Genomic DNA, 25,976 nt, shown 5'->3' with positions numbered 1-25,976 from the left:
TTTGCGCCATGCTGTACTAGAAAATTTTTGAACTTGTTTAAGTAGGTTGGTGTTGAAAATTGTCGTTATGGCAAGGCAAAAGGCACTCATGCAAGAGGCAAGAGTGAAGAGGGTTTGGGCGATTTTACATTTCTTTACACAGTTTGGTTTTATTGTGTTCACCTACTTATAGGAATCCGGTTTGATTCCTGATAGCGTTCACGTAGTGTGCCGTTCGCGGTAGCGTGCCGGAGGCATCAGGCATAGCGTGGCGTTAGCCATATTTTCCGTTGATTTAGGGAACAGGGAAGAAGGATTTCAGTATGTACCGAGTTCTGTATGGCTACGCCACGCAAGCTATCAAAAATCAAATAGGAGTCCTATAGGATAAATCTAATGATATAATTCTGCCATACTTGACGATAAGTGTGGAAGATGCTTGAATATCATTTAAGGAAAAAATTTTGACTACGTGAGTCACTTTTATCTAGTTTGGTTGTCTGTAAATTTCCTTAACGGTTTTATATAAGCAATAAAACTAAATAAAAGGCGGAAAAATTCAAATTTTTATACTCATAATAAGTCAAGATGAATATTTAACAAAAATTGACACCATGTCCAATCAGAAGGGTTACATCATACCTAGTTTGCATTCCATAGAGGCTGAACAGCCTTCTAAAATTAGTGATATTTTGTGTCGTAAACTAACTACTTTGTCTGTGATCACTGAGTTTTTTCCTCCAGACTATGCGGCGACAGGACAGTTGATTGAAGAGCTAGTCAAACAGTTGGAGAAACAAGGAATTAAGATTAGAGTATTCACTGGACAACCAGGATATGCTTTTACTACCGCTCAAGCCCCAGCCTTAGAACAATTAGGCAATGTTCGCGTTCAAAGATCCCGATCTACTCAGGTATGGTCTAATAGGATTCGCGGAAAAGCTGTTAATGGTGTTTTATTTACATTGCGGGTTTTTTTGCATATTATCAGAAATGCTGGTAAAAATGATGTATTTTTATTAACTTCAGCACCTCCTTTTTTATCAATAGCCGGATACTTAACTCATTTATTTTTAAAATTCCCCTATGTATGTTTAATATATGATTTGTATCCAGATATTGCGATCGCTTTAGGAGTAGTTTCTCATAAGCACTGGTTAGCCAAGTTTTGGTGGGCAATCAATCGCCAGATTTGGCAAAAATCAACAGGAATTATTGTCCTGAGTCCTGCTATGAAGGAGAGAGTCCTAGCAATCTGTCCAGAAGTGGCTGATAAGGTCTCTGTAATTCATAGTTGGGGAGATCCTGAGTTAATTGTCCCGATTGCCAAAGAAAAAAATTGGTTTGCTAAACAACATAACTTGGATAGCATATTTACAATTCTTTATTCTGGTAATATGGGTAGGTGTCATGATACAGACACCATTTTGGCAACTGCTAAACAATTGCAAAATGAAGAAATTCAGTTTGTTTGTATTGGTGGTGGACCCAAACGGGAAAGTTTTATTCAAGATGTCAAGCGGTTAGGATTAAAAAACTTTCTTTTTCTCCCCTATCAAGAAAAAAGTGTGCTACCGTATTCCCTGACAGCTTGTGATTTATCATTAGTTAGCGTAGAATTAGGTCTCGAAAGTTTAGTTGCACCTAGCAAACTCTATCCAGCCTTAGCTGCGGGAAGACCCATAGCAGCTATTTGCCCAAAAGATTCCTACCTGCGACAGCTAATAACAGATGGTCAGTTTGGTATCAGCATTGACAATGGAGATAGTGATAGTTTATCTAAATTTATTCTTAACTTAAAGAGCGATCGCCAACTTGCAGAAAAAATGGGTAATGCCTCCCGCGAATATTTGCAGTCAAACTTTACGCCAGAAATCATCGCTAAACAATACATCAATGTCCTAGAAAAATCTATAACTTGAAACGTCACTCCAGCCTAATCAGCATCAGTGTGTGAACAAATTCATTCAGAGGAAGAAGCAACAGGGAACAGAAAAAACTCATGTTTAAAAACATGAGATTGAAATAATGACACTGTTTTTTTCGGGCTACGCATCTTTTAAAAACATCTTTTTCTTGACTGAGCTTTAAACTGGTGCAAATGAGTGTTTCTTATCTGTTCCCTGTTCCCAGTTAAGAGTTCCCTTTTTTTGTAACTTTTGTTTCTTATCTGTTACTTGTTAAGAGTTCCCTTTTTTTGTAAATTTCAGACAACTCAGTTAACAAAATTTAATACCTCAGACAACGTTGAATCAGGAGTTGGGCTTTGATGGTCTTTTTGATCTAAGTCCCTCCCTTACAACCTTCTTACGATCTATTGTTTAGTTGGTGATCAGGAGGCCTAAGTGCAGAAAAGGTGTGAGCGAAATCGGAAACGTTCCCAACGGAGAGCCATTTATTGTCCCATACATAGTTGTTACATAGATAGTGTTAGCCAAAAACACAGACTATTTACCGAACAAGCCGGACAACTACAAGAACGCGGTATAGCCCGACGAGAAGCAATGATGTTAGTAGCAGCTAAAACTACAGTTTCTTTACAGGGTGAGTGGTTAGAGGCTTTTTGGTGCGAAGAGTGCCAAGAAACAAAATGGTATCATGTGCGTAAGCATGAATCCAAGTATGAGATATCTCTTGCCCCAGCCGAACTTTGGCAACAAGCAACAGGTGTCATTCATCCCCATCGCAATCCTTCTGTGGGAGAATTTACCTATAGGCAATCCCGAATGCTTGGGGGTAACAGTGTTAAAGACTTTTGGATAATGAACTGACATGAAAAAAGCTCTCATTTGTGGAGTATCTGGACAAGACGGATCTTATTTAGCACAATTGCTGCTCAATCGAGGCTATACAGTTTGTGGAACATCCAGAGATGCCCAAATATCACCTTTCCAGAACTTAGTTCACTTGGGTATTAAAGATCAAGTAAAGCTGGAGTCAATGTCCTTAACTGACTTCCGCAGCGTCTTACAGGTACTCACAAAAATCCAACCAGATGAAGTCTATAATTTAGCAGGACAAACTTCCGTAGGTTTATCTTTTGGACAACCTGTAGAAACTTTAGAAAGTATCGCTACAGGGACACTAAATTTATTAGAAGCCATTCGCTTTTTAGGCGCAACCATTAAAGTTTACAATGCAGGTTCTAGTGAATGCTTTGGTGATACTGGCAATGTAGCAGCAGAAGAAAATACTGCATTTCGCCCCAGAAGTCCTTATGCTGTAGCTAAATCTGCTGCTTTTTGGGAAGTAGCTAACTACCGAGAAGCTTACGGTTTATTTGCCTGTTCAGGAATATTATTTAATCATGAATCTCCCCTGCGTCCAGAAAGATTTGTCACTCAAAAAATTATTGCTACTGCCTGTCGGATTGCCCAAGGTAGTCAAGAAAAATTATATTTAGGTAATATGTCAATTCAGCGGGACTGGGGTTGGGCGCAGGAATATGTGGAAGCCATGTATTTAATGTTGCAGCAAGATCAACCTGATGATTATGTAATTGCAACGGGAGAAAGCACTTCCTTAGAAGATTTTGTCGCAGCAGCATTTACATCTGTAAATTTAGAGTGGCGTGATCATGTGGTGGTTGATAGTAGCCTATTCAGACCTACAGATTTGGCGATCGGTAAAGGTAATCCCCGCAAAGCCAAAATCCAATTAGGATGGGAAGCTAAATATAAGATGGCAGATGTGGTGCAAATGATGGTAAATACAAAGCCAACCAAGCAATTCAAATAGCAAAACAAGAATCCCAAAGGGCTGAACAAGAATCTCAAAGGGCTGAACAAGCTAATAGGGAGTTGTATGAATTAAAGCAAAAAATGCGATCGCTTGGTATTTCTCTTGACTAAGCCTTGATCAATAGACATCGCCAAAAAAGAAGCCTTCACTCTATAAAATAAAATAAGAAAATCAGATCCCCGACTTCTGAGAGAAGTCGGGGATCTGAAACTCTAGTAGTTCGTCAAATTTATTTTGACGGGTAATGATCGGAAAAAACTTCTGTTCTTCCCTCCACTACCTCCCCTACCTCCCCTACCCCCTACCTCCCCTACCCCCCCTACCTCCACTACCTCCCCTACCTCCCCTACCCCCCTGCTTCCCTTCACCCGTCATTTTCGGGTTGACAGACTACTAGGGTGGCGGTAATTGAGATATGCTTTGTTGATCTTGAAAGCGATCGCTAATTTATGAAATCTCAAATTAGTCCTTGGGGAAATTCTTTAGCCTTCACTCTATAAATAAAATAAGAAAATCAGATCCCCGACTTCTTAAAGAAGTCGGGGATCTGAAACTGTTGATCTTGAAGGCGATAGCGAAGCGCTGCTGCAAGCAGTTCGCTTGGTTACATGAAACTCTTTAGCAGGTATCAATTATTCAGATGAGTCAACCAAAATATACTGATAATAAAGATGACATTTGAATCAGAATCTCTGAACTTAACGAACTACTAATTAAATCTGTGTTATTCTATTATCCATCCATTAGGGACTTCCAATTAAAAAAATACCCAAAAATTTCTTGTGGTGCGGGACGAATTGCCCGCTAATAATCAAGGACGGGCAGGATGCCCATCCCACAAAATTGGGTAATTTATTTTTTGGTGTTCCCTTAGAGAACGGCGATCGCAAACCTGTATAAAATCAGAGTTACAAAAGATAGATTCGATTATTGTTGTCCGAGAGTGACAGAACCGGGATAGTATTGAACAGTGAGTTGGGCTTTGATGGTCTTTTTGATCTCAGTCCCTCCATGCAACCTTTTGAGGATCTCTATTAAGATCTTGATCAAGAGGCCAAAGTACCTTAACGGGTGACAAGGCGGTTGAAGATGAGATGTGGCAATAATTTGAGAAAATAAGGGAGTAAAAAAATAGGGACAAAGAAGCCCCCGAAGCAAAAAATGTTACCACAATCATATCAAACAATTTTCCGAAAGCATTTGAGTGAACAGCAGTATTTGACACTAGAGATATTGTTGTTATTAATACAGGCTCATCGCCAAGTAAAACTGTCAAAATTGGCCAGCTTGTTTCCCCAACCAATTAAATATGAAAGCAGGAAACGTAATCTACAAAGATTTTTAGGAATAGGTAAACTCTGCGTAAAATTATTATGGTTTCCATTGATAAAATATTGGATTAGACAATCGTTAACACCAAAACAACTGAATCGAGAACAGCGCCGTTATTTTCATAAAAAACAGTATCAAAAATATGGTTATTGGATGGTAGCACTGGATAGAACACAGTGGAAGGGGCGAAATATATTTATGGTGACATTGGTATGGGGTACTCATGCCCTACCACTATATTGGGAAACATTAAATCATGTCGGAAATAGTAATTTACAAACACAGAAAAGATTAATAAAGACAGCAATAAAGTTGTTAAAAAAATGTCGAATTGTGGTGTTAGCAGACAGAGAATTTCATAGTCCAAAACTGGCTAAATGGCTTGATGAGCAAGGAGTTTACTTCGCTTTACGCCAGAAGAAAAACCTTTATTTTCAAGAAAAACCTGAACAAGAATATCAAGTTCTTAAAAATCAAGGATTTAAGCCAGGAATGTCGAGATTTTATGAAAAAGTTAAATGTGGTAAAGGGGATGAATTAGGCTTATTTAATATCGCTGTTTATTGGAAGAGAAAATATCGGAACTCTGGACCAAAAGAACCTTGGTATATCTTGACGAATCTACCAACTCTCCAACAAACTTTATGCCTCTATAGATGTCGATGGGGAATTGAGCAATTCTTTAAGGATTGTAAAACTGGTGGTTATAATTTAGAGGATACTAAAGTAAATGAAACTCGCTTTTTAGCTTTAGTATTATTGATTGTCATTGCTTATAGTTTAGCCACTATGCACGGTCAACGGATGAAAAAATTAGGTATAGAGACTTATGCCGGACGTATTCAACAACATCAGGACAAGTACCCACGTCAAAGTGATTTTAGCTTTGCTCTCTACGGACAACTATGGATTTATGGTATGGAATTATGGGCTGATTTAGCTCTGAATTTAATCAATCTCAAGCCTCATAAACGCCTCTTTTTTCAACGGGGCTTTCAGGCTCTATCCCTTATGAAACAAGCTCTTTAGCCGCCTTGTCACCCGTTAAGGTCTGATACAGTTATTCGCACGATTTTCAATGCTAACCTACTTATACTATTCAAAGACTTTAACCAAGAAAATTTGATGAAAAGATTACTTGTAACAGGCTCATCAGGTCTAATCGGTTCGGAAGTATGTTTATACTTTGCTTCTATTGGGTGGGAAATTCATGGTGTTGACAATAACCAAAGAGCAGTTTTCTTTGGATCTCAAGGAGATCCGCGCTGGAATCAACAACGACTGCAAAACTCCATTAAAGGGTTTGTTCATCATGAAGTAGATATCCGCGATCGCCAAGGGGTACTCAATTTAATTGAAAGTCTCCAACCAGATGCTATCGTGCATACAGCAGCCCAACCTAGTCATGATCGGGCAGCAGCCATTCTTTTTGATGATTTTGATACAAATGCAGTAGGAACTCTGAATTTATTAGAGGCTGTGAGGCAATTTTGCCCAAAATCGCCCTTTGTGCATATGTCCACAAATAAAGTTTATGGCGATCGCCCGAACACAATTAAACTCAAAGAATTAGATACCAGATGGGATTATGATGATCCTATTTATGAGCATGGTATTCCAGAAACTTTTATTAAAAATCCTCGCATAGCAGAAGTATATAATCTTGGAGGAGGTAAGCAAAATAGCTGCTCAATTCTAGAAGCATTTAATTTAACTGAAAAATATAGTAATAAAGCCATGCTTTCTACTTACGTACTAGAAAATCGTATTGGTGATCACATTTGCTATTATTCCGATTTAACAAAAATGCGTGAACATTATCCTCACTGGGATATTACAATTTCCTTAGAAGAGACAATTAAATAGATAGTTGAATCTTGGCAACAGCAATTAAATACAGGAGATAATTAACAATGTATCAAAGTGATGTGTATAGCAAACCTAGCTATGAGCCATTACCTCCTCAACAAACACTGCCAACGATGTATGATTTACCTAGCGAAGATCCAGAGGAGCCAGGTTTGCCAGACGAATTTCACCTGTTACAACCAGAATTATTGCGTAGCACCTTTCGTCCACCTTCTTATGCAAGGTATCAGCTTACCTAATGATCAATAGGGTTGAGAAATTGTCCAGTCTGAAAGTCATTATTACTAATTTTATGTCTAAATCACCTCTCTACGAAACAGATTTCATGGATTGGTTAACTCAACAAAAATTAGCCTTAGCTAGTCGAGATATCACAGCTTTGGATTGGGAGAATTTGGCAGAAGAGTTAGATGCTATGGGTATTAGTGAAAAAAATGAGTTAAAAAATCGGTTAATAATTTTATTAACTCATTTGCTAAAATGGCAATACCAATCTTCTAAACGTTCTATTAGTTGGTTTACCACCATTGCTAACCAAAGAGATGATTTACAAGATCTACTTAATGAAAAACCAAGTTTAAAACAATATATTCCTGATATTTTACCCAAAGCTTATCGAAATGCGAGAAGAGAAGCATCAGCAGAAACAGGTTTAGCATTAAGTACGTTTTCAGAAATTTGTCCTTATGATATACAAGAAATATTAAGTCCTGAATTCTTGTGTAACACGACAGATGATTTTGAAAAAGCTATGTAGTGAGCTAATCAATCATGTATCAGATAAATCCACCATTATCTTTCCCTGAAACTTGTCCTTATTCTTTAAGAGAAATTCTCAATTGATAGTTTTTTTATCAAATATTTGCAAAATAACATTCCCCTGGCAGTGGAATTAATTGCTTTATCTGAAATCATAGATCAAGATATATTGTATGGTGCTGTGACTACTGGGAATTTGTGGCAATTTGGTAAATTAGATAAAATTGAAAAAACTATCTATCAAGATTTAAACCTTTTTAAGATTCCTGATGATTTGCTATATTTAGGTAAAATTTTATTAGGTATTTTAGCGTAATATTGGGAAGCAAGTATTCAGAAACTTTCTTGAAACTTATGAAGTATGAGTTAAAGAAAAGCAAAAATTGCACCATTGATTATAATGAAATTATGTTACTATTAGAGGATGTTTTAAAAGTTTTTAATGTATAAATAAACCCCTCTCCAAACCTCTCCCCGACGCGGGGAGAGGCTTTGAAACCCATCCTCGAATATTCATTTAGTCTATCAAATACCCTTTTGTCGTCTAGGGTGGCGGTAATTGAGATATGCTTTGTTGATCTTGAAAGCGATCGCTAATTGATGAAATCTCAAATTAGTCACTTGGGAAATTCTTTAACCTTCACTCTATAAATAAAATAAGATAAGATCCCCGACTTCTTAGAGAAGTCGGGGATCTGAAACTGTTGATTTTGAAAGCGATAGCGAAGCGCTGCTGCAAGCAGTTCGCTTGGTTAAATGAAACTCTTTAGCAGGTATCAATTGTTCAGATGAGTTAAGCAAAATATACTGATAATAAAGATGACATTTGAATCAAACACTAATCAACTCTGTGTTATTCTATTATCCATCCATTAGAGAATGGCGATCGCAAACCTGTATAAAATCAGAGTTACAAAAAATAGATTCGATTATTGTTGTGCGAGAGTGACAGAACCGTGATAGTATTGAACAGCGAGTTGGGCTTTGATGGTCTTTTTGATCTCAGTCTCTCCATGCAACCTTTTGAGGATCTCTATTAAGATATTGATCAAGAGGCAAAAGTACAGAAAAGATCTGACCAAAATCTGGAACTAAGAAAATCAGATCTCCGACTTCTTAGAGAAGTCGGAGATCTGAAACTGTTGATCTTGAAGGCGATCGCTAATTTATGAAATCTCAAATTGGTCGTTGTTTATGATAAAATAAATAATTCAGGGGAAAAAATGAGTGAAAATTGTCGAGCGAACTGCTTGCAGCAGCGTTTGGCTATCGCCCTTAAAGAATATAGACTATTAATTTTTATTTAGTCCACGTAAGTAGACTTAATTTGTGTATTAGCGATTTATAATCGCCGATAGCGTAGCTAAACTCATAGATAATCATCCAAAGCATCAGGAGGACAAATCCATGGCAGCAATTACAGCCCGCGAACTAGAGTTGCAAATGCCCGATGCCAGTAAACTTTTAAGTGATGAACCAGAGATAGAAAGCTCCCTGCACTATATGCAACTGTTATTGCTAGTCACCTGCCTCGAATGGGCATGGCAAGAGCGGGATGATTTTTTCATTGGTGCAAACCTGAGCATTTACTTCAGTCGCCAACAACTCAAAAATCGTGACTTTCGAGGTCCAGATTTTTTCCTAGTCAAAAACACCACCAGAGAACCACGCAACTCATGGGTGGTCTGGGAAGAAGACGGACGTTATCCCGACCTGATTATTGAATTACTGTCCGACTCCACCGCCAATGTAGATCGCACCACCAAACTAGACTTATACGCAGAGAGATTTCATACCCCTGAATACTTTTATTTTTCACCAGAAACCTTAGAATTTGCAGGCTTTAGACTAGAGTTTAATAAATATCGCCCCATCACGCCCAACGCCCAAGGATGGCTATGGAGTGAAGCCCTGGGCTTTTTCCTGGGTATTCACAATGGCCAGTTGCGTTACTTCTCCTTAGAAGGCACTATCATCCCTACCCCCCAAGAAGCCGCCAAAGATGAAATACTCAAAGCCAACCAAGCAATTCAAATAGCAAAACAAGAATCCCAAAGGGCTGAACGGGAATCTCAAAGGGCTGAACAAGAATCTCAAAGGGCTGAACGGGAATCTCAAAGGGCTGAACAAGAATCTCAAAGGGCTGAACAAGCTAACACGGAATTGTATGAATTAAAGCAAAAAATGCGATCGCTTGGTATTTCTCTTGACTAAGCCTTGATCAATAGACATCGCCAAAAAAAAGCCTTCACTCTATAAATAAAATAAGAAAATCAGATCCCCGACTTCTCTAAGAAGTCGGGGATCTGAATCTCTAGAGTGGCGGTAATTGAGATATGCTTTGTTGATCTTGAAAGCGATCGCTAATTTATGAAATCTCAAATTGGTCCTTGGGGAAATTCTTTAACCTTCACTCTATAAATAAAATAAGAAGATCAGATCCCCGACTTCTCTAAGAAGTCGGGGATCTGAAACTGTTGATCTTGAAGGAGATAGCGAAGCGCTGCTGCAAGCAGTTCGCTTGGTTACATGAAACTCTTTAGTAGGTATCAATTATTCAGAGGAGTCAACCAAAATATACTGATAATAAAGATGACATTTAAATCAGAATCTCTGAACTTAACGAACTATACTAAACACGGTGAGATTTAAACTTTTGCCAAATGACAAAGAACCCAGATGTGTAGGGGTTTAGCTCATGCTTTACCCCTACGTTTAGAATCAAACAATCAAGCCGTTTTGAGTATACTAATTAAATCTGTGTTATTCTATTGTTCATCCATGAGAGAACGGCGATCGCAAACCTGTATAAAATAAGAGTTACAAAAAATAGATTCGATTATTGTTGTCCGAGAGTGACAGAACCGGGATAGTATTGAACAGTGAGTTGGGCTTTGATGGTCTTTTTGATCTCAGTCCCTCCATACAACCTTTTGAGGATCTCTATTAAGATATTGATCAAGAGGCCAAAGTACAGAAAAGATCTGACCAAAATCTGGAACTTTTTCCACAAGACATCTAATATTGTCATTCAGAGGGAACAGGGAACGGGCAACAGGGAACAGGAAAAACTCATGTTTAAAAACATGAGATTGAAATAATGACACTGTTTTTTTCGTGCTACGCATCTTTTAAAAACATCCTTTTTTTGACTGAAGCTCTAAACTGGTGCAAATGAGTGTTTCTTATTTGCTCCCAGTTAAGAGTTCCCTGTTCCCTTCTTTTGTAATTAGGCGATTAAAGAAATAAATATAATTGGAAGATTTTCAGGTGAGAAAACCAAGTACATTGTCTAAGAAAGTTTTGTTCACCTACTTAGTGAAGACTCCTTCAGTCAAGAATTTAAAAAATTTAGTTGAGATAGATCATTAAAATTTTATGCTAGAAAATAAAACAATTTTAATTACGGGTGGAACAGGGTCTTTTGGCAAAGCATTTGTCAGAAATATCCTAGAACGTTATCCCAATATCCCTCGTTTGGTTATTTTTAGTCGGGATGAACTCAAGCAGTTTGAAATGGCTCAAGAATTTCGAGAGCAAGACTTTCCAGGGCTGCGCTATTTTTTGGGTGATGTCCGGGATCAAAATCGCCTAAGAAGGGCTTTAGAAGGAATTGATATTGTCGTTCATGCAGCCGCATTGAAGCAAGTTCCAGCAGCGGAATACAACCCCATGGAATTTATTCATACAAATGTCCTTGGTGCAGAGAATGTAATTCAGGCTTGCTTGGATACTGATGTCAAGCGAGTGGTGGCTTTGTCTACCGATAAAGCAGCAGCGCCAATTAATTTGTACGGGGCAACTAAACTATGTTCAGATAAATTATTTATTGCAGCAAATAATATTAAGGGTAAACGAGAACTGAGTTTAAGTGCGGTGCGATATGGCAACGTTATGGGTTCTCGTGGTTCAGTAATTCCTTTTTTCCTCAACAAGCGCCATGAAGGGGTGATTCCAATTACTGATCCAAACATGACACGGTTTAATATCATGCTGCAAGAGGGAGTGGAAATGGTGCTGTGGACGATTGAGAATGGTGTGGGAGGGGAGATATTTGTGCCAAAGATTCCTTCCTACCGAATTACTGATGTAGCCAAGGCTATTGCCCCAAATTGTGAACATCGGATTGTTGGTATCCGTCCTGGGGAGAAAGTCCATGAAGAAATGATTACCAGTGCTGATTCCTTGACAACGGTAGATTTGGGTAAGTATTATGCAATTTTGCCCATAACTAACAGTTATAACGTGGAATCATATTGCGATCGCATGAACGCCACCCCAGTAAAACCAGGATTTAATTATAATTCCGGTGAAAACAGTCAGTTTCTGACCGTAGAAGAGATTCGGGAGTTAATTCAAACTCATGTAGATCCAAATTTTCGGGTTTGAGTAATATATCAGCTATCAACACCGGGCTTGTTTAAAAAATTTAATTTTATTGTGGTTTATTGTGGCATTTATCAATCTCCTGAGAAAAACTCAAACAAAATGGTTAACCCCATTTAAAATCTTCAGTACCCCGTCCTATCAGCAAATTGGGTTAACAATAAACCGGAACAAAAAGTTACTACTTTTGTCCTTTACCAGTAACCTACTAGCTGCTTCTTTAGAAACCGCCACCTTGGGGGTAATTTTTTTAGCGCTAGGGGTTCTAGAGTCTCATAAACTCCCTCACTTACCCAACCAAATAGCGTCCACATTTCCCTGGTTAGCTCAAAAATGGACTGGGGACAGCCAAACAATTTTTTTAGTCCTCATTGCCTTAGCAGTAGGGTTGCAATTAACACGCAGCCTCATGGACTATGTGAGTAAAGTAGCTACTGGAGATTTGACAGCCCGGATTCAAGCCCAGATGACAGAAACAATCTTTGCCCGGATTATTAGTCTCAGCTTTCCCTGTGCTAGTCGCTATAAAGTGGGAGACTTAAGTACCCATGTTAGTGAAGGAGGTAGCACAATTGACCTACAAATGAGAAATTGGAATCTGCTGCTGACTGGAGTGTTTTTAGTCCTAGCCTACTCAGTCACAGTCCTAGCAATTTCCGTGCCTCTGTCCGCAGTTGCAGTGTTATTGTTTATAGTTTTGATGTTTGTTCAACGCTGGTTACTGCCCCGCATTCGTGCCACTTCAGTTAAACTTTCCCATGCCCAGGTAGATGTTTCTAAAGACATGGTGGAAAATATCCAAGCCCTGCGAGTGGTGCATACCTTTGGTCGTCAAGCCCAGACAATTGAACGAGTAAGATCCCTACAGCAAGAAGTTCTAGGCTTTTTACAGCGCCAAGTGCGGTTAATGTCCATTACCAGCCCCCTGAATAATAGCTTAACGATTTTAGTGGTTGCTGTTTTATTAACAGCCGGTTCACTGCTCCTGCGGCGAGAGCAGTCGGCAGTGTTGCCATCTCTAGCTACCTTTATTTTGGCACTAAATCGTCTGTCCATGCAGATGCAGGGAATAGCTGGAACAATGCAGCAGTTGGCGGAATACTCAGGACGGATGTTACGCATAGATGAAATTTTATATACAAAAGATAAAGAGTTTACTCGTTCGGGCGGCACAGAATTCACCGGACTTAAATCCGCTATCAGCTTTACTGAAGTATCCCTCCACTATGATGGAACTACCACCCCATCTCTGGTCAATGTGTCATTTAAATTACCAAGAAATTCAGTCACAGCCTTAGTGGGGGAGTCTGGGGCTGGTAAGTCCTCCATCGCAGATTTGCTGATTGGCCTATATGAACCCACATCAGGGCAAGTCTTAGTAGACGGATTGGCTTTACAATCCTATAGCTTAGAAAGCTGGCGCAAGGGGCTGGGAGTGGTTAGTCAGGACACCTTTATTTTTAACCAGAGTATCTTAGAAAATATCCGCTACGGATTGCCCCAAGCAACGGCAGATGAAGTGCGAGATGCTGCTCATTTAGCTCAAGCTGATGGGTTTATCTCCTCTCTCCCCCAGGGTTATGATACGGTGGTAGGGGAGCGGGGCTATCGGCTTTCAGGTGGGCAAAGACAACGGATAGCACTGGCACGGGCAATTTTAATGCAGCCGGAGATATTGATTTTAGATGAGGCTACTAGTGCTTTAGATAGTCAGTCTGAACGCTTAGTACAGGAAGCATTAAATCAGTTTGAGCGCGATCGCACCGTGTTAGTTATTGCCCACCGTCTTTCTACTATTGTCCGTGCCGACCAAATTATAGTCCTAGAAAAAGGACAAGTGGTGGAACAGGGCAATCACCAGGAGTTATTGGAACTAGATGGGAAATATGCCCACTATTGGGCGCTGCAATCAAGAGAGAAATAAAGCAATACTATTCACTACTTTTAGTAACAGTAAAATCACTTATGAATAGCACAAAACGTCAATACTACTCCTTAGTCGCGCCAGCTAGGGAAATTTACAAAAACTCAGGTAATGTTTCCTCTTTTTTGAGAAATTCATGAGGTATAAATTAAGTATGAGTCCGAACTCAAAACCATTTAGTTTCTAGGGTTGATTTTTAACACCTTTTTAAGTTTTCAGTTTTATGAACTATATTCCCTACGGACGGCAAAATATTAATCAGCAAGATATTGATGCAGTAGTCAGCGTTTTACAGTCAGACTGGTTAACCCAAGGACCAGCGATCGCTCGATTTGAAAACTTAGTAGCTGAATACTGTGGGGTAAAATATGCAGTGGCGGTGGCTAGTGCTACAGCGGGGTTACATATTGCCTGTTTAGCTGCGGGGTTAAGTTCTGGTGATAGACTGTGGACTGTACCTAATACCTTTGTAGCTTCTGCAAACTGTGGTTTGTACTGTGGTGCGGAAGTGGATTTTGTGGATATTGATCCTCAAACCTATAATCTCAGTATTCCCGCCCTAGCTGACAAATTAGCCCTAGCAGCAGAACGGGGGAAATTACCTCAAGTTGTGGTTCCAGTCCATTTTGCTGGGCAATCTTGCGACATGAAAGCGATCGCTGAGTTGTCACAAAAGTATGGCTTTCAGGTGATTGAAGACGCAGCCCATGGTATAGGTGGACGTTATGGCGATCGCCCTATTGGTTGTTGTCAGTTTTCCGATTTGACTGTATTTAGTTTCCACCCAGTTAAAATCATCACTACTGCCGAAGGAGGCATGATTTTAACCAATCGTCAAGACCTCTATGAAAAGTTGATCCGGCTGCGGAGTCATGGTATTACCCGCGATCCTCGCTTTATTCAGGGAGATTCCCCAGGACCTTGGTACTATCAGCAGTTGGAGTTGGGTTATCATTACCGGATGACTGATTTACAAGCCGCTTTGGGTGCAAGTCAGATGGAAAGGTTGGATACCTTCGTCAAGGGTCGTCATGAGTTGGTAGCAAGATATAATATTGGCTTGCAAGATTTACCTGTGACTAGACCTTATCAACATCCTGATACCTATTCGAGTTGGCATTTATACGTAATTCGGTTACAACGCCATTCCATCAATCGCTCCCATCGAGAAGTATTTGAGGCACTCAGAACCGCAGGAATTGGAGTCAATGTACATTATATTCCTGTTCACACCCAGCCCTATTATCAGCAATTGGGATTTAAGCAGGGTGATTTTCCTGAGTCTGAATCTTATTATCAGGAGGCGATTAGTTTGCCGCTTTATTATGATTTGACTGAAGACAATCAAAATTATGTTATTAAGACGTTAGGGGAGATTTTACAAGATTACATAGGAAGATAATAATAAGTAATTGGACAAAAATATTTACAGTCATTGCGAGCGAAGGGAAGCAATCACAACCCTCGGAATTGCTTCATTTCACTTCGTTCCATATGGCTAACGCCACGCAACGCTTACGCAATGACATTGTGTAATTAATTCTGTCTCACTACTTATCAACAGACATCTTGACCTGATGGAGAGTCAACATGAGTGACACATTGTATGAATCTGACTTTTATAGCTGGGCGCATCAACAATCAGATTTACTGCGTCAGGAGAAATTTGAGCAGTTAGATTTATCTCATCTGATCGAGGAGCTAACAGATTTGGGTAATCGTCATTACGATCAGTTAGAGTCAAGGTTGATGCAATTAGTGGCGCATCTGCTCAAATGGCAGGTGCAACACTGGCGACGTTCTAACAGTTGGCGAGCGACAATTCGCGTACAGCGAACATCAATTGACAAGTTGCTGCGTCGTAATCCTGGGTTAAAGTCCCGTCTCAATGAAGCCTTAGTAGAAAGTTGGTCTGAAGCTAGAGATTTAGCGATCGCAGAAACCGATTTACCCGATGAAAATTTCCCTGAAACTTGTCCTTTTCAACTAGATGAGATTATCAATCCAGATTTCTGGCCAGATCACAAGACCGTTGAATCATAATTATTTATATATAAACATTAAATTCAAAAGTAATGAAAACCATCACTATTATCCAAGCCAGAATGGGGTCAACTAGATTACCAGGAAAGGTAATGAAAAGACTCTGCGATCAAACGGTTTTAGCTCATGTTGTAACCAGAGTTAAGGCTTGTAGTAGAATTGATGAGATTATTGTGGCAACAACTACATCACCCCATGATAATTGTCTTGTTGAAGAAGCCGAAAAATTAGGAGTAAAATGGTTTAGAGGCAGCCAAGATAATGTTTTAGAAAGATATTATTTAGCAGCTAAAGAACATCAAGCAGACACTGTAATCAGAGTTACTTCTGATTGTCCTTTATTAGATGCAGAAATTCTTGATCAGCTATTATCCTATTTTCAGGAAGAAAATAGCAATGGTCTAAATATTGACTATTTAAGTAATTCATTAAAACGCAGTTTTCCGAGAGGATTAGATGTAGAAATATTTACTTATAGTGCTTTAGAATTAGCTTATAATTCTGCCACTAAAGATTATGAAAGAGAACACGTTACCCCTTATATTCAAGAAAATCCAGATATCTTTTCTTTGCATAACTTAAATAATGATGATGATTTATCTTATCATCGCTGGACTTTAGATACTCCAGAGGATTATGAATTAATTAAAATTATTTATGATAATTTATATGATAAAGATCCTTTGTTTGGAATGGATAGTATACTAAAATTTTTGGGAGAAAATCCCGATCTCATTAATATTAATGCTCATATTAAACAAAAACAACTAGGAGAATAAAAATGACCAATTTTAAAACCGAACAAGAGAATTTTTGGGCTGAAAGTTTTGGTAATGAATACGTAGATAGAAATGCTAATATTGACTTAGTTTCTGCTAATCTAGCTCTTTTTTCTCAAATTTTCAGACAAACTCAACAAATAGATTCAGTTATTGAATTTGGCTCTAACATCGGATTAAATTTATTAGCTATTAGTAAATTATTACCTAAAGCCCAACTATCTGCTGTTGAAATTAATCAAAAAGCTGTTGACCAAATGGCAAAAATGGGGGGGGGAAGGTTAATATTTATACTCAATCAATTTTAGATTTTCAAGTTGATTTTCAAAGAAATTTTGTTTTAATTAAGGGAGTTTTAATTCACATAAATCCTGAATACTTAAATCAAGTTTATGACTTATTGTATCAAACTAGTAATAAATATATTTGTATTTGTGAATATTATAATCCCACGCCTGTAGAAGTTTCTTATCGAGGTCATCAAGGAAAATTATTTAAGAGAGATTTTGCCGGAGAAATCATGGATAAATTTAATGATTTAGAATTGATTGATTATGGTTTTGTATATCACCGTGACTATCAATTTCCTCAAGACGATATGAATTGGTTTTTGTTGAAAAAGTCTAACCTTGTCTGATGAATATAATTATCCGTGCTGACGCATCTACCCAAATGGGTACAGGTCATGTCATGCGCTGTTTAGCACTTGCTCAGGCTTGGCAAACTGACGGTGGACAAGTATACTTCTGTACCCACAAAGATTTCCCCGTCACCCTCGCCCAAAGACTGGCAACTGAGGGCATAAATAGGCTGGAAATTGCACCATTACCCGGATCTTTGGCAGATGCACTGGAGACCATTACATGTTGTCAAAATTATCACAGCCCTTGGTTAGTTCTCGATGGTTATCACTTTGATGCTAGTTATCAACAAACAATTAAAGCGGCTGGATTACAATTATTGGTAATAGACGATTATGGACACGCTGATAGTTATTGTGCTGACTTCATATTAAATCAAAATATTGATGCTGATGCCAGTCTCTATCCCCGCATCAACCCAAAAACCCAATTTCTGTTAGGGTGTGAATACACTTTGTTGCGGCGTGAATTTTGGTCATGGCGCGATCATGCTAGATATCAACTACGGAAATCCCCTCCTGGTTCATCCCTGCGAATCTTAGTTACTCTAGGTGGTAGCGATCCTGATCATGTCACACTTAAAGTCATTCAAGCTTTACAACTAGTAAACAGTGATAATTTAGAAGTTATTGTTGTTGTCGGTGGTAGCAACCCGCACTACGATAAATTACAGACTGAAGTTGCAAAATCCAGAATATTAATTACTTTACAACAAAATGTCACTAATATGCCTGAGTTGATGGCTTGGGCAGACATAGCGATCGCCGCAGGTGGCTCAACTAATTGGGAATTAGCATTTATGGGTTTGCCTAGTCTTGTAATCACAGTAGCGGATAATCAAAAAGAGATTACGGCAAAATTAGATCGACAAGGTGTAATTATTAATCTGGGTTGGCATGAGGATGTAACTATTGAGGGTTTGAGTTTATCAATACAAGACTTAATTGGCGATCGCCCCCATCGGGAAACCATGAGTAAAAAAGGACAGCAGTTAGTAGATGGCAATGGTGCAAAGCGCGTTGTCTCAGCGATGGTCAGTATGTTAGCTTAGTGAGTCAAACTAGCGATCGCAAAACATATATGTTCTTGCTTTACCCCCACCCAGAGCATCAAATAATTAAGTCGTGTTAAATATAATTACTATGAAAACCGATAAATGGTTTTACGAATTATTTTTGTCGCAACCAGGGATGCTGGCAGAGTTGATGCCAGGAATTGAAGAAAACTGGGAGTTCATTTATAATGCTCCTGTTGTTAAGGAGAAAGAGTTTCGACTGGATGGAGTCTTTACGCCAGTATCAAATAACCCGATGATACCGATGGTGTTTGCTGAGGCACAAATGCAGTCCGACGCAGGATTCTATGGACGGTATTTTTCCCAATTGTTTGTCTATATTAATCAATATACAGTTAAACAAGACTGGCGGGGACTGTTGATTTTACGCGATCGCAGTCAAGGATTAGGCTGGGAAGTTCCCTACACAGAATTATTGGAAAGACGGGTAACTCAGCTATATTTGAGTGATCTGCGGGACCAGCAAGAACTAACCCCGAATTTGATGCTCTTACAGTTGTTGGTGACAGAAAAAGACAAAAGTGCCGTAATTGGTAGAAAGCTATTGCAGGAAGCCGACACAACAGGCGAGTTTCAAAGGCGATTGAGTTTAATCGAGACTATACTGGCTAATAAGTTCCCTGAGTTAACCAAGGAAGTCATTATGAATATGCTAGAGTTAGAGACTGTGGATATTACCCAATCCCGTTTTTACCAAGAGATTATTGTCGAAGGTCTTCAGGAAGGTCGCCAAAAGGGTCTTCAGGAAGGTCTTCAGGAAGGTCTTCAGGAAGGTCGCCAAAAGGGTCTTCAGGAAGGTCTTCAGGAAGGTCGCCAAAAGGGTCTTCAGGAAGGTGAGGCTAATTTAGTTATTCGTCAACTAAGACGACGACTGGGGGAATTACCAGAGAGCCAATGTTCACAAATCAAGAGTTTTCCTGTATCACAGTTGGAGTCATTAGGAGAAGCGCTGTTAGATTTTCAGGGTATTGATGATTTGGATGACTGGCTACAAAAATATACTAAATTAAGTTAATTTATAAGTATCTGCCTTAACGATACAGAGATCCCCGACTTCTTCGAGAAGTCGGGGATCTGAAACCCTCACGGTCTGCAAATCAAATATGGTTGCTATATACATGGAACAACTCAATTGAATTCACAATCATTACGCTAGAGGGTGGTTGAAAAATTCTGATTAAGACAATTACAACATTAACCAACAAACAAATGAGCAATTACATCCTGTACATCTAGAGTTTTTTTGTCAGAATCAGGATAACCAGGATTAAAGGATTTACAGGATGTTATTTAATAATTGTTGGTGGAAATTTGGGGATTATTTTGTTTATTCTGATTAAGACAATTACAACATTAACCACCAACAAACAAATAAGCAATTACATCCTGTACATCCTCAAATCCTGGATATCCTGATTCTGACAAAAATTATCCGCGTTCATCTGCGTTTATCTGCGTTCACCTCTTAGATGATTTGGGCAGAAGTATTAAATCAGGAAATATAATCAAAGGGATTATTTAATATGGCTAAACGTGAAGATTATCAACTAAGACCTTTACAAGAATCTGATTTGGAAATGGTATTAAGTTGGCGTAATTCAGAGAGAGTCAGAGCTAATATGTATACAGATCATATTATCAGTCTTGAAGAACATCAAACTTGGTTTAAAAAAATAAAAGATGAGCCAACCGTTGACTATTTAATCTGTGAATTTCAAAATCATCCTATTGGGTTGGTTAACTTTACAAATATAGATAAAAATAATAATAAGTGTTACTGGGGATTTTATTTGGGCGAAACTGCAACTCCTTTAGGTAGTGGAGGTGCTTTAAGTTTTATTAGTATGGAGTATATTTTTGAAATTGTTGATATTAGAAAAGTTTGTAGTGAAGTTTTAAGTTTTAATAATAAATCTTTAAAACTCCATAAAAGACTCTCCTTCCAAGAAGAAGGATGTTTTAAGAAACACATCTATAAGAATCTTGAATATCAAGATGTTATTTGTTTAGCCTTATTTCAAGAAGATTGGTTACAGAATAAAAATGATATAGCTAAAATCGTATTTAGGAATAAATAATGTGATTAATAATTATGTTGTAGCTTTTGTAGTCCGATGTAAACTAATATATCAGTAATTCATCTCAGATAGCAGAGTGATCATGAAGACAATAGAGATTCAAGATAGAAAAATTGGTAACAATCATCCCCCATTTATAATTGCCGAAATGTCAGGCAATCATAACCAATCCTTAGAAAGAGCCTTGGAAATTGTCGAAATAGCTGCCAAAACAGGAGTTCACGCCCTCAAAATCCAAACTTATACAGCAGATACCATGACCCTCGACTTAGATCGAGACGAGTTTTTTATTAACGATCCTAAAAGCTTGTGGTATGGTAAATCTTTATTTGAACTTTATCAACAAGCATATACCCCTTGGGAATGGCATAAACCAATATTTGATCGCTGTCGGGAATTAGGTATCATCGGGTTTAGCACACCCTTTGACTTCACCGCAGTAGATTTCCTAGAATCCCTAGATGTTCCCTTTTACAAAATAGCCTCCTTTGAAAACACCGATTTACCACTAATTCGCAAAGTTGCCAGTACAGGAAAGCCTATCATCATTTCCACCGGTATGGCAGCGATCGCCGAATTAGATGAAACAATAACCACCGCCAAACAAGCAGGTTGTCAAAACCTAATTTTACTTAAATGTACCAGCAGTTACCCATCAACACCCAAAGACACAAACTTACTCACCATTCCCCACCTCAGAGATTTATTCGATGATATCCAGGTTGGCTTATCCGATCATACCCTGGGAATTGGTGTAGCTGTTGCCAGTGTAGCTTTAGGTGCTACAGTCATCGAGAAACATTTCACACTTAACCGCGCCGATGGTGGTGTAGATGCGGCTTTTTCCATGGAACCGCAAGAAATGAAACAATTAGTTATAGAAACAGAAAGAGCATGGCAAGCTATGGGTAAAATTAGCTATGGAGTCACCGCAGCCGAACAGAAATCTTTAATATTTAGGCGCAGTCTTTACATAGCCCAAAATATGCAATCAGGTGATATACTAACTCCAGACAATTTAAGAGCTATTCGTCCCGGACAAGGTTTACCCCCCAAATACTACAATCTTTTATTAGGGAAAAAAATCAAAGTAGATGTTCAAGCGGGAACACCAGTAAAGTGGGAATTGTTAATGTAATAATGTAAGTTGCTAGTTAGGTAAATTGTCAGAATCAGGATGCCCAGGATTAAAGGATGAACAGGATGAAACCAGAGCTTTTATGGTTATCGAAAGCAATGATGATGGTTACTTAGCAATGATAAGTAGTGAGACAGAATTAATTACACAATGTCATTGCGTAAGCGTTGCGTGGCGTTAGCCATATGGAACGAAGTGAAATGAAGCAATCGCCAGGGTTGTGATTGCTTCCCTTCCCTCGCAATGACTGTAAATATTTTTGTCCAATTACTTACCGGGTATTCAAGGCACATCGCCCTAGAGTTGGTCATTCGTGCCTTAGAATTAAAAGGGGAAGTGATTATTCCTTCCTTTACCTTTTTAATACTCCCTATAGTGCGTCCTTTAACTACGCAAACTGCTGTATCACCAGATTTTTACTCGATTAACTCTTTAATGCTATGAACAAAAAAATTCTCTTTTTTAGTCCTTACGCTATTTGGCCTTTTCATTTTGAAAATGACTTAGAAATTATCAAGCAGCATATTGACCAAGGAGATGAAGTAACTTTTTTAACTTGTGATGGTGACTTATCTTCATGCGAGCCAAACAGTAACCATAATCTGTCAACCTGCCAAAGTTGTATACAAAGAAGAAATAAAGGATTTCAATTGCTTGAGATATCAAACAAAGTTAAATTTTTAAATTTTGTAAATCTTTCCAACAGTGACAGACAAACAATTAAAAATTTTCCTAAATATTTTAAAAATCTTCGTACACTGAAATTATTAACTTTAGAAAATTTTGATATAGGTCTATCAGTAGCATCATCACTTATTAGCTATTTAAGAGAACCATATCCCAATCCAAATAATTACAAAGATTATGTTAAAAGAAATATTGAATCAGCATTAATTGTATATTTATCTGTGAAAAATCACATTCAAGCAATTAAACCTGACAAAATGTATATTTTTAATGGTAGACTTGCATCTTTAAGAGCGGCAATGAGAGCAGCGCAACAGATGTCAACAAGCTTTGACATTCATGAAAGAGCAGGAGTAGCAGGCAAGTATTCATTAACAGCTAATACATATCCTCATGATCTAGAATGGAATAAAGCAGAAATTGAATCAGTATGGACTAACTCTAGCCTTCCAGAAGCAGAAAAATTTGGGATAGGTTCACAATGGTTTATTGACAGAAGAATGGGGAAAGATCAAGGCTGGTCTTCTTTCACTAGTGATCAGAATAAAGCACCTAATTTCATAGATAAAAGTAAAACTAATATAGTTATTTATAATTCGTCAGAAGACGAATTTGCAGCTATTACAGGATGGGAAAATCATATTTATAAAAGCCAAAGTGAGGAACTCTTTAGGTTGGCTCAATCTCTAAAAAATGATCAAAATATAGATATTTATCTTAGGGTGCATCCCAACCTAAAAAATATAAGTAACAGTCAAACAAAAGCTCTGACGAAACTTAAAGGACGCTATGCAAACTTTCATATTATAAGTGCTGAAGACACTATTAATTCTTATGAATTAATGGATATTGCAGATTGTATTATTACATTTGGTTCAACAATGGGAGTTGAATCTGCATTTTATCATAAACATTCATTCCTAGTTGGTGCTTCTTTCTATGAAGATTTAGAAGTATGTTCCACAATAAGCTCTCACAATGAATTGGTCAATATAATCAAAGACAGACAATTCGATTTATCTTTGTTGGTCAAGGAGGAGAGGAAAAAAAATGCAATTAAATATGGTTTTTATATGGCCACTTATGGAATTGAATTCACACATTTTCAACAAGAGAGCATATTTGTAATGACATTATCGCATAACGGTAAAACTATTAATGATTCGCTGATTTACAGTCGCATACTTGCCAAGTTTAAAAGAATTATGGTTCTTGGGTTATTTTCATGGAAAACCTGGTTCAAAATCATTGAAAGACTTATTGCGTGGGCAGTTAAAGCTCCGAAAATTTGATTGATTACAAGGTTTGAAAATGTTTCATTCCCTTACGCCTCAGTGTACTATTCTGATTTTAAAATCCAAACAAAGATTTTAAATCTTAATCAATACCTTCGCCAAAACCTTGAAATCCTATTGATATTGTAACGAGTTTATTGGGTTTCAGACCTATATTTGGGAAATTGGCATAGGTATTGTTAATAAGAGCAAATTTAGATTACTTATATGTCACTATCAACACCAATAGCCTTTATTATTTTCAATCGCCCAGATTTAACGCAAATTGTATTTGATGCTATCCGTCAAGCACAACCTAAGCAATTATTCGTAATTGCTGATGGTGCTAGATTCCCAGAAGAAGCCGAAAAATGTCAAAGAGCCAAGGATATTATTAAACAAGTAGATTGGGATTGTCAGGTTCTCACCAATTATGCTGATCATAATTTAGGATCCGGTCAAAGAGTATCAAGCGGAATAAGTTGGGTTTTTGAGCAAGTTGAAGAAGCAATTATTTTAGAAGATGATTGTTTACCAGATCTAACTTTTTTCCAATTTTGTGAGGATATGTTAGTTCGCTATCGTGACGATACTCGGGTTATGTCTATTGCAGGAACTAATATTCAAGGAAATTTCTCACTAGACTTTAGTTATTTTTTCTCAAGATTTGCTTTAATGTGGGGATGGGCAACCTGGCGAAGGGCTTGGAACTTATATGATCCTAGGATGTTAGATTGGCCAAGCCTTAGAAAAACTAGATGGCTTTATAGTATAGGTGTTGGCAAAGAAATATTTCGCTGGTGTTGGAGTAGAAATTTTGATAGAGTATATTCCGGTGCGCCTGATATTTGGGATTATCAATGGATTTACACATGTTGGCGCGAACATGGACTGACCATAATTCCATCGATAAATCTTGTGAAAAATATGGGTTATAGGAATGATGCAACTCATACTACAAGAGACCATCCTATTTTAGCCAAGCTCATAGAAAAACAAATGAATTGGCCTCTCAAACATCCAAATCAAGTGGAAATTATTTACGAGGCAGATGAGTTTATTTCAAAAAATTGGTTTGGCGTTTCCAGATTAGCCTACTTAAAATTTTTACTCAAATCAATGATAAAGAAATAAGTATGAGGTTATTCAATAACCACGAGGATCTCTCTGCTGATATCCTTATGACTACTCGTTGAGGGTAAGAATAATTTGATAAATGGTCTGTCAAATTGGTGGCTGATGGATATCCAAATGTTTATAATTACGCACAAGTGTTGAATCCTGCAATAAAACTTTACAATCTTTGCGTTTTACCCAGATAAAATCCATTGTCTATTGAGAATAGAGTCATTAATTGATCAAATTTGGTATCACCAATACCAATGCACAACTTAGACACAATCCTCAAAATCTTAACATTCAACACTTCTGATAATTACGTTCTATTAAACAACTAGTATGCTAGAAATCTTAAAAAGAACCGTTAAGTCATCAATACAGGCAATAGGACTTGATCTACATCGCCTTTCGCCCAGTCAAAATCCATTTTTCCAACTCCGCCAGGGTCTGGAGAAATTTAGTGTAGATTTAGTATTTGATATTGGTGCTAATACAGGACAATTCGCCACTGAGTTACGCTCCATAGGCTATAAAGGGCGGATCGTCAGCTTTGAACCGCTCTCAGATGCCCACAAAAAACTAAACCAAGAGGCTGATCGAGTCTCCTGGTGGCAAGTTCACCCCAAAATTGCTATTGGAGATTTTGACGGAGAAATTGAGATTAACGTCGCAGGTAATTCGGTATCCTCTTCAGTCTTACCTATGTTAGAGGCTCATGCAACGGCTGCGGTAAAATCTGCATATATCAGTACTGATAAAGTAGCGATCGCTCGTTTGGATTCTATTGCGTCCAATTATCTTAGTGGTAAAGAGAATTACTTTATCAAAATAGATACACAGGGCTTTGAATGGCAGGTTTTAGATGGTGCTCAGGAAACACTCGCCAATGCCCAAGGTGTACTATGTGAACTATCCCTTGTACCTCTTTATGAAGGACAGCGATTATGGTTAGAAATGATAGAACGACTTAATTCACAAGGTTTTAGTCTCTGGGCAATTCAAAAAGGTTTTACAGATCCACGAGATGGTCGTACCCTTCAGATTGATGCCATATTCTTCCGATTAAACATATTTGGCATAACAGGTACGGAAGAACCAACATAATTGAAAATAAACATGACAATTGGCTAAATAAATAAAAGGTAAGTATTC

At 38.1% G+C, this 25,976-nt stretch carries 22 protein-coding genes and 1 pseudogene; all 23 read left to right on the top strand.

All coding sequences use genetic code 11. The features are described from left to right. Positions 1-593: 593 nt before the first annotated feature. The 23 genes and pseudogenes from AA650_RS04435 to AA650_RS04320 all read left to right on the top strand — a co-directional run bounded on the left by AA650_RS04435 (position 594) and on the right by AA650_RS04320 (position 25,928). On the top strand, positions 594-1,901 hold the full coding sequence (locus AA650_RS04435) for a glycosyltransferase family 4 protein (RefSeq protein WP_053538120.1): 1,308 nt from the start codon (positions 594-596) through the stop codon (positions 1,899-1,901). Between the two features lie 423 nt (positions 1,902-2,324). Beyond that, positions 2,325-2,750, top strand: a complete 426-nt coding sequence (locus AA650_RS04430; protein WP_053538119.1) for a hypothetical protein — start codon at positions 2,325-2,327, stop codon at positions 2,748-2,750. A 1-nt stretch (position 2,751) separates the two neighbouring features. Then, complete coding sequence (locus AA650_RS04425; RefSeq protein ID WP_053538118.1) at positions 2,752-3,717, top strand: GDP-mannose 4,6-dehydratase; 966 nt, start codon at positions 2,752-2,754, stop codon at positions 3,715-3,717. A 1,164-nt stretch (positions 3,718-4,881) separates the two neighbouring features. After that, positions 4,882-6,081 (top strand): IS4 family transposase, encoded by a 1,200-nt coding sequence (locus tag AA650_RS04420; protein ID WP_053537530.1) that lies wholly within the window; start codon positions 4,882-4,884, stop codon positions 6,079-6,081. A 96-nt stretch (positions 6,082-6,177) separates the two neighbouring features. Further along, positions 6,178-6,918 (top strand): NAD-dependent epimerase/dehydratase family protein, encoded by a 741-nt coding sequence (locus AA650_RS04415; protein WP_053538117.1) that lies wholly within the window; start codon positions 6,178-6,180, stop codon positions 6,916-6,918. Positions 6,919-6,965: 47 nt separating this feature from the next. Next, positions 6,966-7,145 (top strand): annotated as a pseudogene (locus AA650_RS04410) (hypothetical protein); the annotation flags it as partial. 68 nt (positions 7,146-7,213) lie between these two features. Then, positions 7,214-7,678: a DUF29 domain-containing protein gene (locus tag AA650_RS04405; protein WP_053541184.1), complete on the top strand. Its 465-nt coding sequence runs from the start codon at positions 7,214-7,216 to the stop codon at positions 7,676-7,678. 105 nt (positions 7,679-7,783) lie between these two features. After that, entirely contained in the window at positions 7,784-7,996 is a 213-nt protein-coding gene (locus AA650_RS04400; protein WP_053538115.1) for a hypothetical protein, read from the top strand. Between the two features lie 1,091 nt (positions 7,997-9,087). After that, entirely contained in the window at positions 9,088-9,894 is an 807-nt protein-coding gene (locus AA650_RS04395; RefSeq protein WP_053538114.1) for a Uma2 family endonuclease, read from the top strand. Between the two features lie 1,164 nt (positions 9,895-11,058). Next, positions 11,059-12,069: a UDP-N-acetylglucosamine 4,6-dehydratase (inverting) gene (gene pseB, locus AA650_RS04385; RefSeq protein ID WP_053538112.1), complete on the top strand. Its 1,011-nt coding sequence runs from the start codon at positions 11,059-11,061 to the stop codon at positions 12,067-12,069. 184 nt (positions 12,070-12,253) lie between these two features. Further along, on the top strand, positions 12,254-13,990 hold the full coding sequence (locus tag AA650_RS04380; RefSeq protein ID WP_199924374.1) for an ABC transporter ATP-binding protein: 1,737 nt from the start codon (positions 12,254-12,256) through the stop codon (positions 13,988-13,990). A 223-nt stretch (positions 13,991-14,213) separates the two neighbouring features. Next, the gene (gene pseC, locus AA650_RS04375) at positions 14,214-15,392 is read left to right on the top strand and encodes a UDP-4-amino-4,6-dideoxy-N-acetyl-beta-L-altrosamine transaminase (protein ID WP_053538110.1); all 1,179 of its coding nucleotides are present in this window, start codon (positions 14,214-14,216) and stop codon (positions 15,390-15,392) included. Between the two features lie 188 nt (positions 15,393-15,580). Continuing rightward, on the top strand, positions 15,581-16,033 hold the full coding sequence (locus AA650_RS04370; protein ID WP_053538109.1) for a DUF29 domain-containing protein: 453 nt from the start codon (positions 15,581-15,583) through the stop codon (positions 16,031-16,033). A 32-nt stretch (positions 16,034-16,065) separates the two neighbouring features. After that, the gene (locus tag AA650_RS04365; protein WP_053538108.1) at positions 16,066-16,812 is read left to right on the top strand and encodes a cytidylyltransferase domain-containing protein; all 747 of its coding nucleotides are present in this window, start codon (positions 16,066-16,068) and stop codon (positions 16,810-16,812) included. A 2-nt stretch (positions 16,813-16,814) separates the two neighbouring features. Then, a complete protein-coding gene (locus AA650_RS27585) occupies positions 16,815-17,120 on the top strand; it encodes a hypothetical protein (protein ID WP_199924373.1) in 306 nt (101 codons plus the stop codon). After that, complete coding sequence (locus AA650_RS27580; protein ID WP_199924442.1) at positions 17,099-17,449, top strand: pseudaminic acid biosynthesis-associated methylase; 351 nt, start codon at positions 17,099-17,101, stop codon at positions 17,447-17,449. The genes AA650_RS27585 and AA650_RS27580 overlap by 22 nt, the downstream gene beginning before the upstream one ends. Next, positions 17,449-18,504, top strand: a complete 1,056-nt coding sequence (gene pseG, locus AA650_RS04355) for a UDP-2,4-diacetamido-2,4,6-trideoxy-beta-L-altropyranose hydrolase (protein WP_053538107.1) — start codon at positions 17,449-17,451, stop codon at positions 18,502-18,504. The genes AA650_RS27580 and pseG overlap by 1 nt, the downstream gene beginning before the upstream one ends. 91 nt (positions 18,505-18,595) lie before the next feature. Next, on the top strand, positions 18,596-19,543 hold the full coding sequence (locus AA650_RS04350) for a DUF2887 domain-containing protein (protein ID WP_053538106.1): 948 nt from the start codon (positions 18,596-18,598) through the stop codon (positions 19,541-19,543). Positions 19,544-20,051: 508 nt separating this feature from the next. Further along, positions 20,052-20,606 (top strand): UDP-4-amino-4,6-dideoxy-N-acetyl-beta-L-altrosamine N-acetyltransferase, encoded by a 555-nt coding sequence (gene pseH, locus AA650_RS04345; RefSeq protein WP_053538105.1) that lies wholly within the window; start codon positions 20,052-20,054, stop codon positions 20,604-20,606. Positions 20,607-20,688: 82 nt separating this feature from the next. Continuing rightward, complete coding sequence (gene pseI / locus AA650_RS04340; RefSeq protein ID WP_053538104.1) at positions 20,689-21,744, top strand: pseudaminic acid synthase; 1,056 nt, start codon at positions 20,689-20,691, stop codon at positions 21,742-21,744. A 440-nt stretch (positions 21,745-22,184) separates the two neighbouring features. Continuing rightward, positions 22,185-23,723, top strand: a complete 1,539-nt coding sequence (locus tag AA650_RS04330; RefSeq protein WP_053538102.1) for a hypothetical protein — start codon at positions 22,185-22,187, stop codon at positions 23,721-23,723. Between the two features lie 210 nt (positions 23,724-23,933). Continuing rightward, on the top strand, positions 23,934-24,839 hold the full coding sequence (locus AA650_RS04325; RefSeq protein WP_053538101.1) for a hypothetical protein: 906 nt from the start codon (positions 23,934-23,936) through the stop codon (positions 24,837-24,839). A 324-nt stretch (positions 24,840-25,163) separates the two neighbouring features. Next, positions 25,164-25,928, top strand: a complete 765-nt coding sequence (locus AA650_RS04320; protein ID WP_053538100.1) for an FkbM family methyltransferase — start codon at positions 25,164-25,166, stop codon at positions 25,926-25,928. The last annotated feature ends 48 nt before the right edge of the window (positions 25,929-25,976 follow it).

The sequence above is a fragment of the Anabaena sp. WA102 genome (assembly GCF_001277295.1).
Classification (GTDB): domain Bacteria; phylum Cyanobacteriota; class Cyanobacteriia; order Cyanobacteriales; family Nostocaceae; genus Dolichospermum; species Dolichospermum heterosporum.
The sequence above is the reverse complement of the archived record's forward strand: the minus strand, read 5'-3'. Positions and strand labels throughout refer to the sequence as shown.

Coding starts and splice junctions, on each gene's coding strand:
- AA650_RS04370 (WP_053538109.1), top strand. CDS start 15,581: ATGAGTGACACATTGTATGAATCTGACTTTTATAGCTGGGCGCATCAA.
- AA650_RS04365 (WP_053538108.1), top strand. CDS start 16,066: ATGAAAACCATCACTATTATCCAAGCCAGAATGGGGTCAACTAGATTA.
- pseC (WP_053538110.1), top strand. CDS start 14,214: ATGAACTATATTCCCTACGGACGGCAAAATATTAATCAGCAAGATATT.
- pseH (WP_053538105.1), top strand. CDS start 20,052: ATGGCTAAACGTGAAGATTATCAACTAAGACCTTTACAAGAATCTGAT.
- AA650_RS04330 (WP_053538102.1), top strand. CDS start 22,185: ATGAACAAAAAAATTCTCTTTTTTAGTCCTTACGCTATTTGGCCTTTT.
- pseG (WP_053538107.1), top strand. CDS start 17,449: ATGAATATAATTATCCGTGCTGACGCATCTACCCAAATGGGTACAGGT.
- pseI (WP_053538104.1), top strand. CDS start 20,689: ATGAAGACAATAGAGATTCAAGATAGAAAAATTGGTAACAATCATCCC.
- AA650_RS04435 (WP_053538120.1), top strand. CDS start 594: ATGTCCAATCAGAAGGGTTACATCATACCTAGTTTGCATTCCATAGAG.
- AA650_RS04395 (WP_053538114.1), top strand. CDS start 9,088: ATGGCAGCAATTACAGCCCGCGAACTAGAGTTGCAAATGCCCGATGCC.
- AA650_RS04405 (WP_053541184.1), top strand. CDS start 7,214: ATGTCTAAATCACCTCTCTACGAAACAGATTTCATGGATTGGTTAACT.
- AA650_RS04350 (WP_053538106.1), top strand. CDS start 18,596: ATGAAAACCGATAAATGGTTTTACGAATTATTTTTGTCGCAACCAGGG.
- AA650_RS04325 (WP_053538101.1), top strand. CDS start 23,934: ATGTCACTATCAACACCAATAGCCTTTATTATTTTCAATCGCCCAGAT.
- AA650_RS04320 (WP_053538100.1), top strand. CDS start 25,164: ATGCTAGAAATCTTAAAAAGAACCGTTAAGTCATCAATACAGGCAATA.
- AA650_RS04415 (WP_053538117.1), top strand. CDS start 6,178: ATGAAAAGATTACTTGTAACAGGCTCATCAGGTCTAATCGGTTCGGAA.
- AA650_RS27585 (WP_199924373.1), top strand. CDS start 16,815: ATGACCAATTTTAAAACCGAACAAGAGAATTTTTGGGCTGAAAGTTTT.
- AA650_RS04425 (WP_053538118.1), top strand. CDS start 2,752: ATGAAAAAAGCTCTCATTTGTGGAGTATCTGGACAAGACGGATCTTAT.
- pseB (WP_053538112.1), top strand. CDS start 11,059: ATGCTAGAAAATAAAACAATTTTAATTACGGGTGGAACAGGGTCTTTT.
- AA650_RS04420 (WP_053537530.1), top strand. CDS start 4,882: ATGTTACCACAATCATATCAAACAATTTTCCGAAAGCATTTGAGTGAA.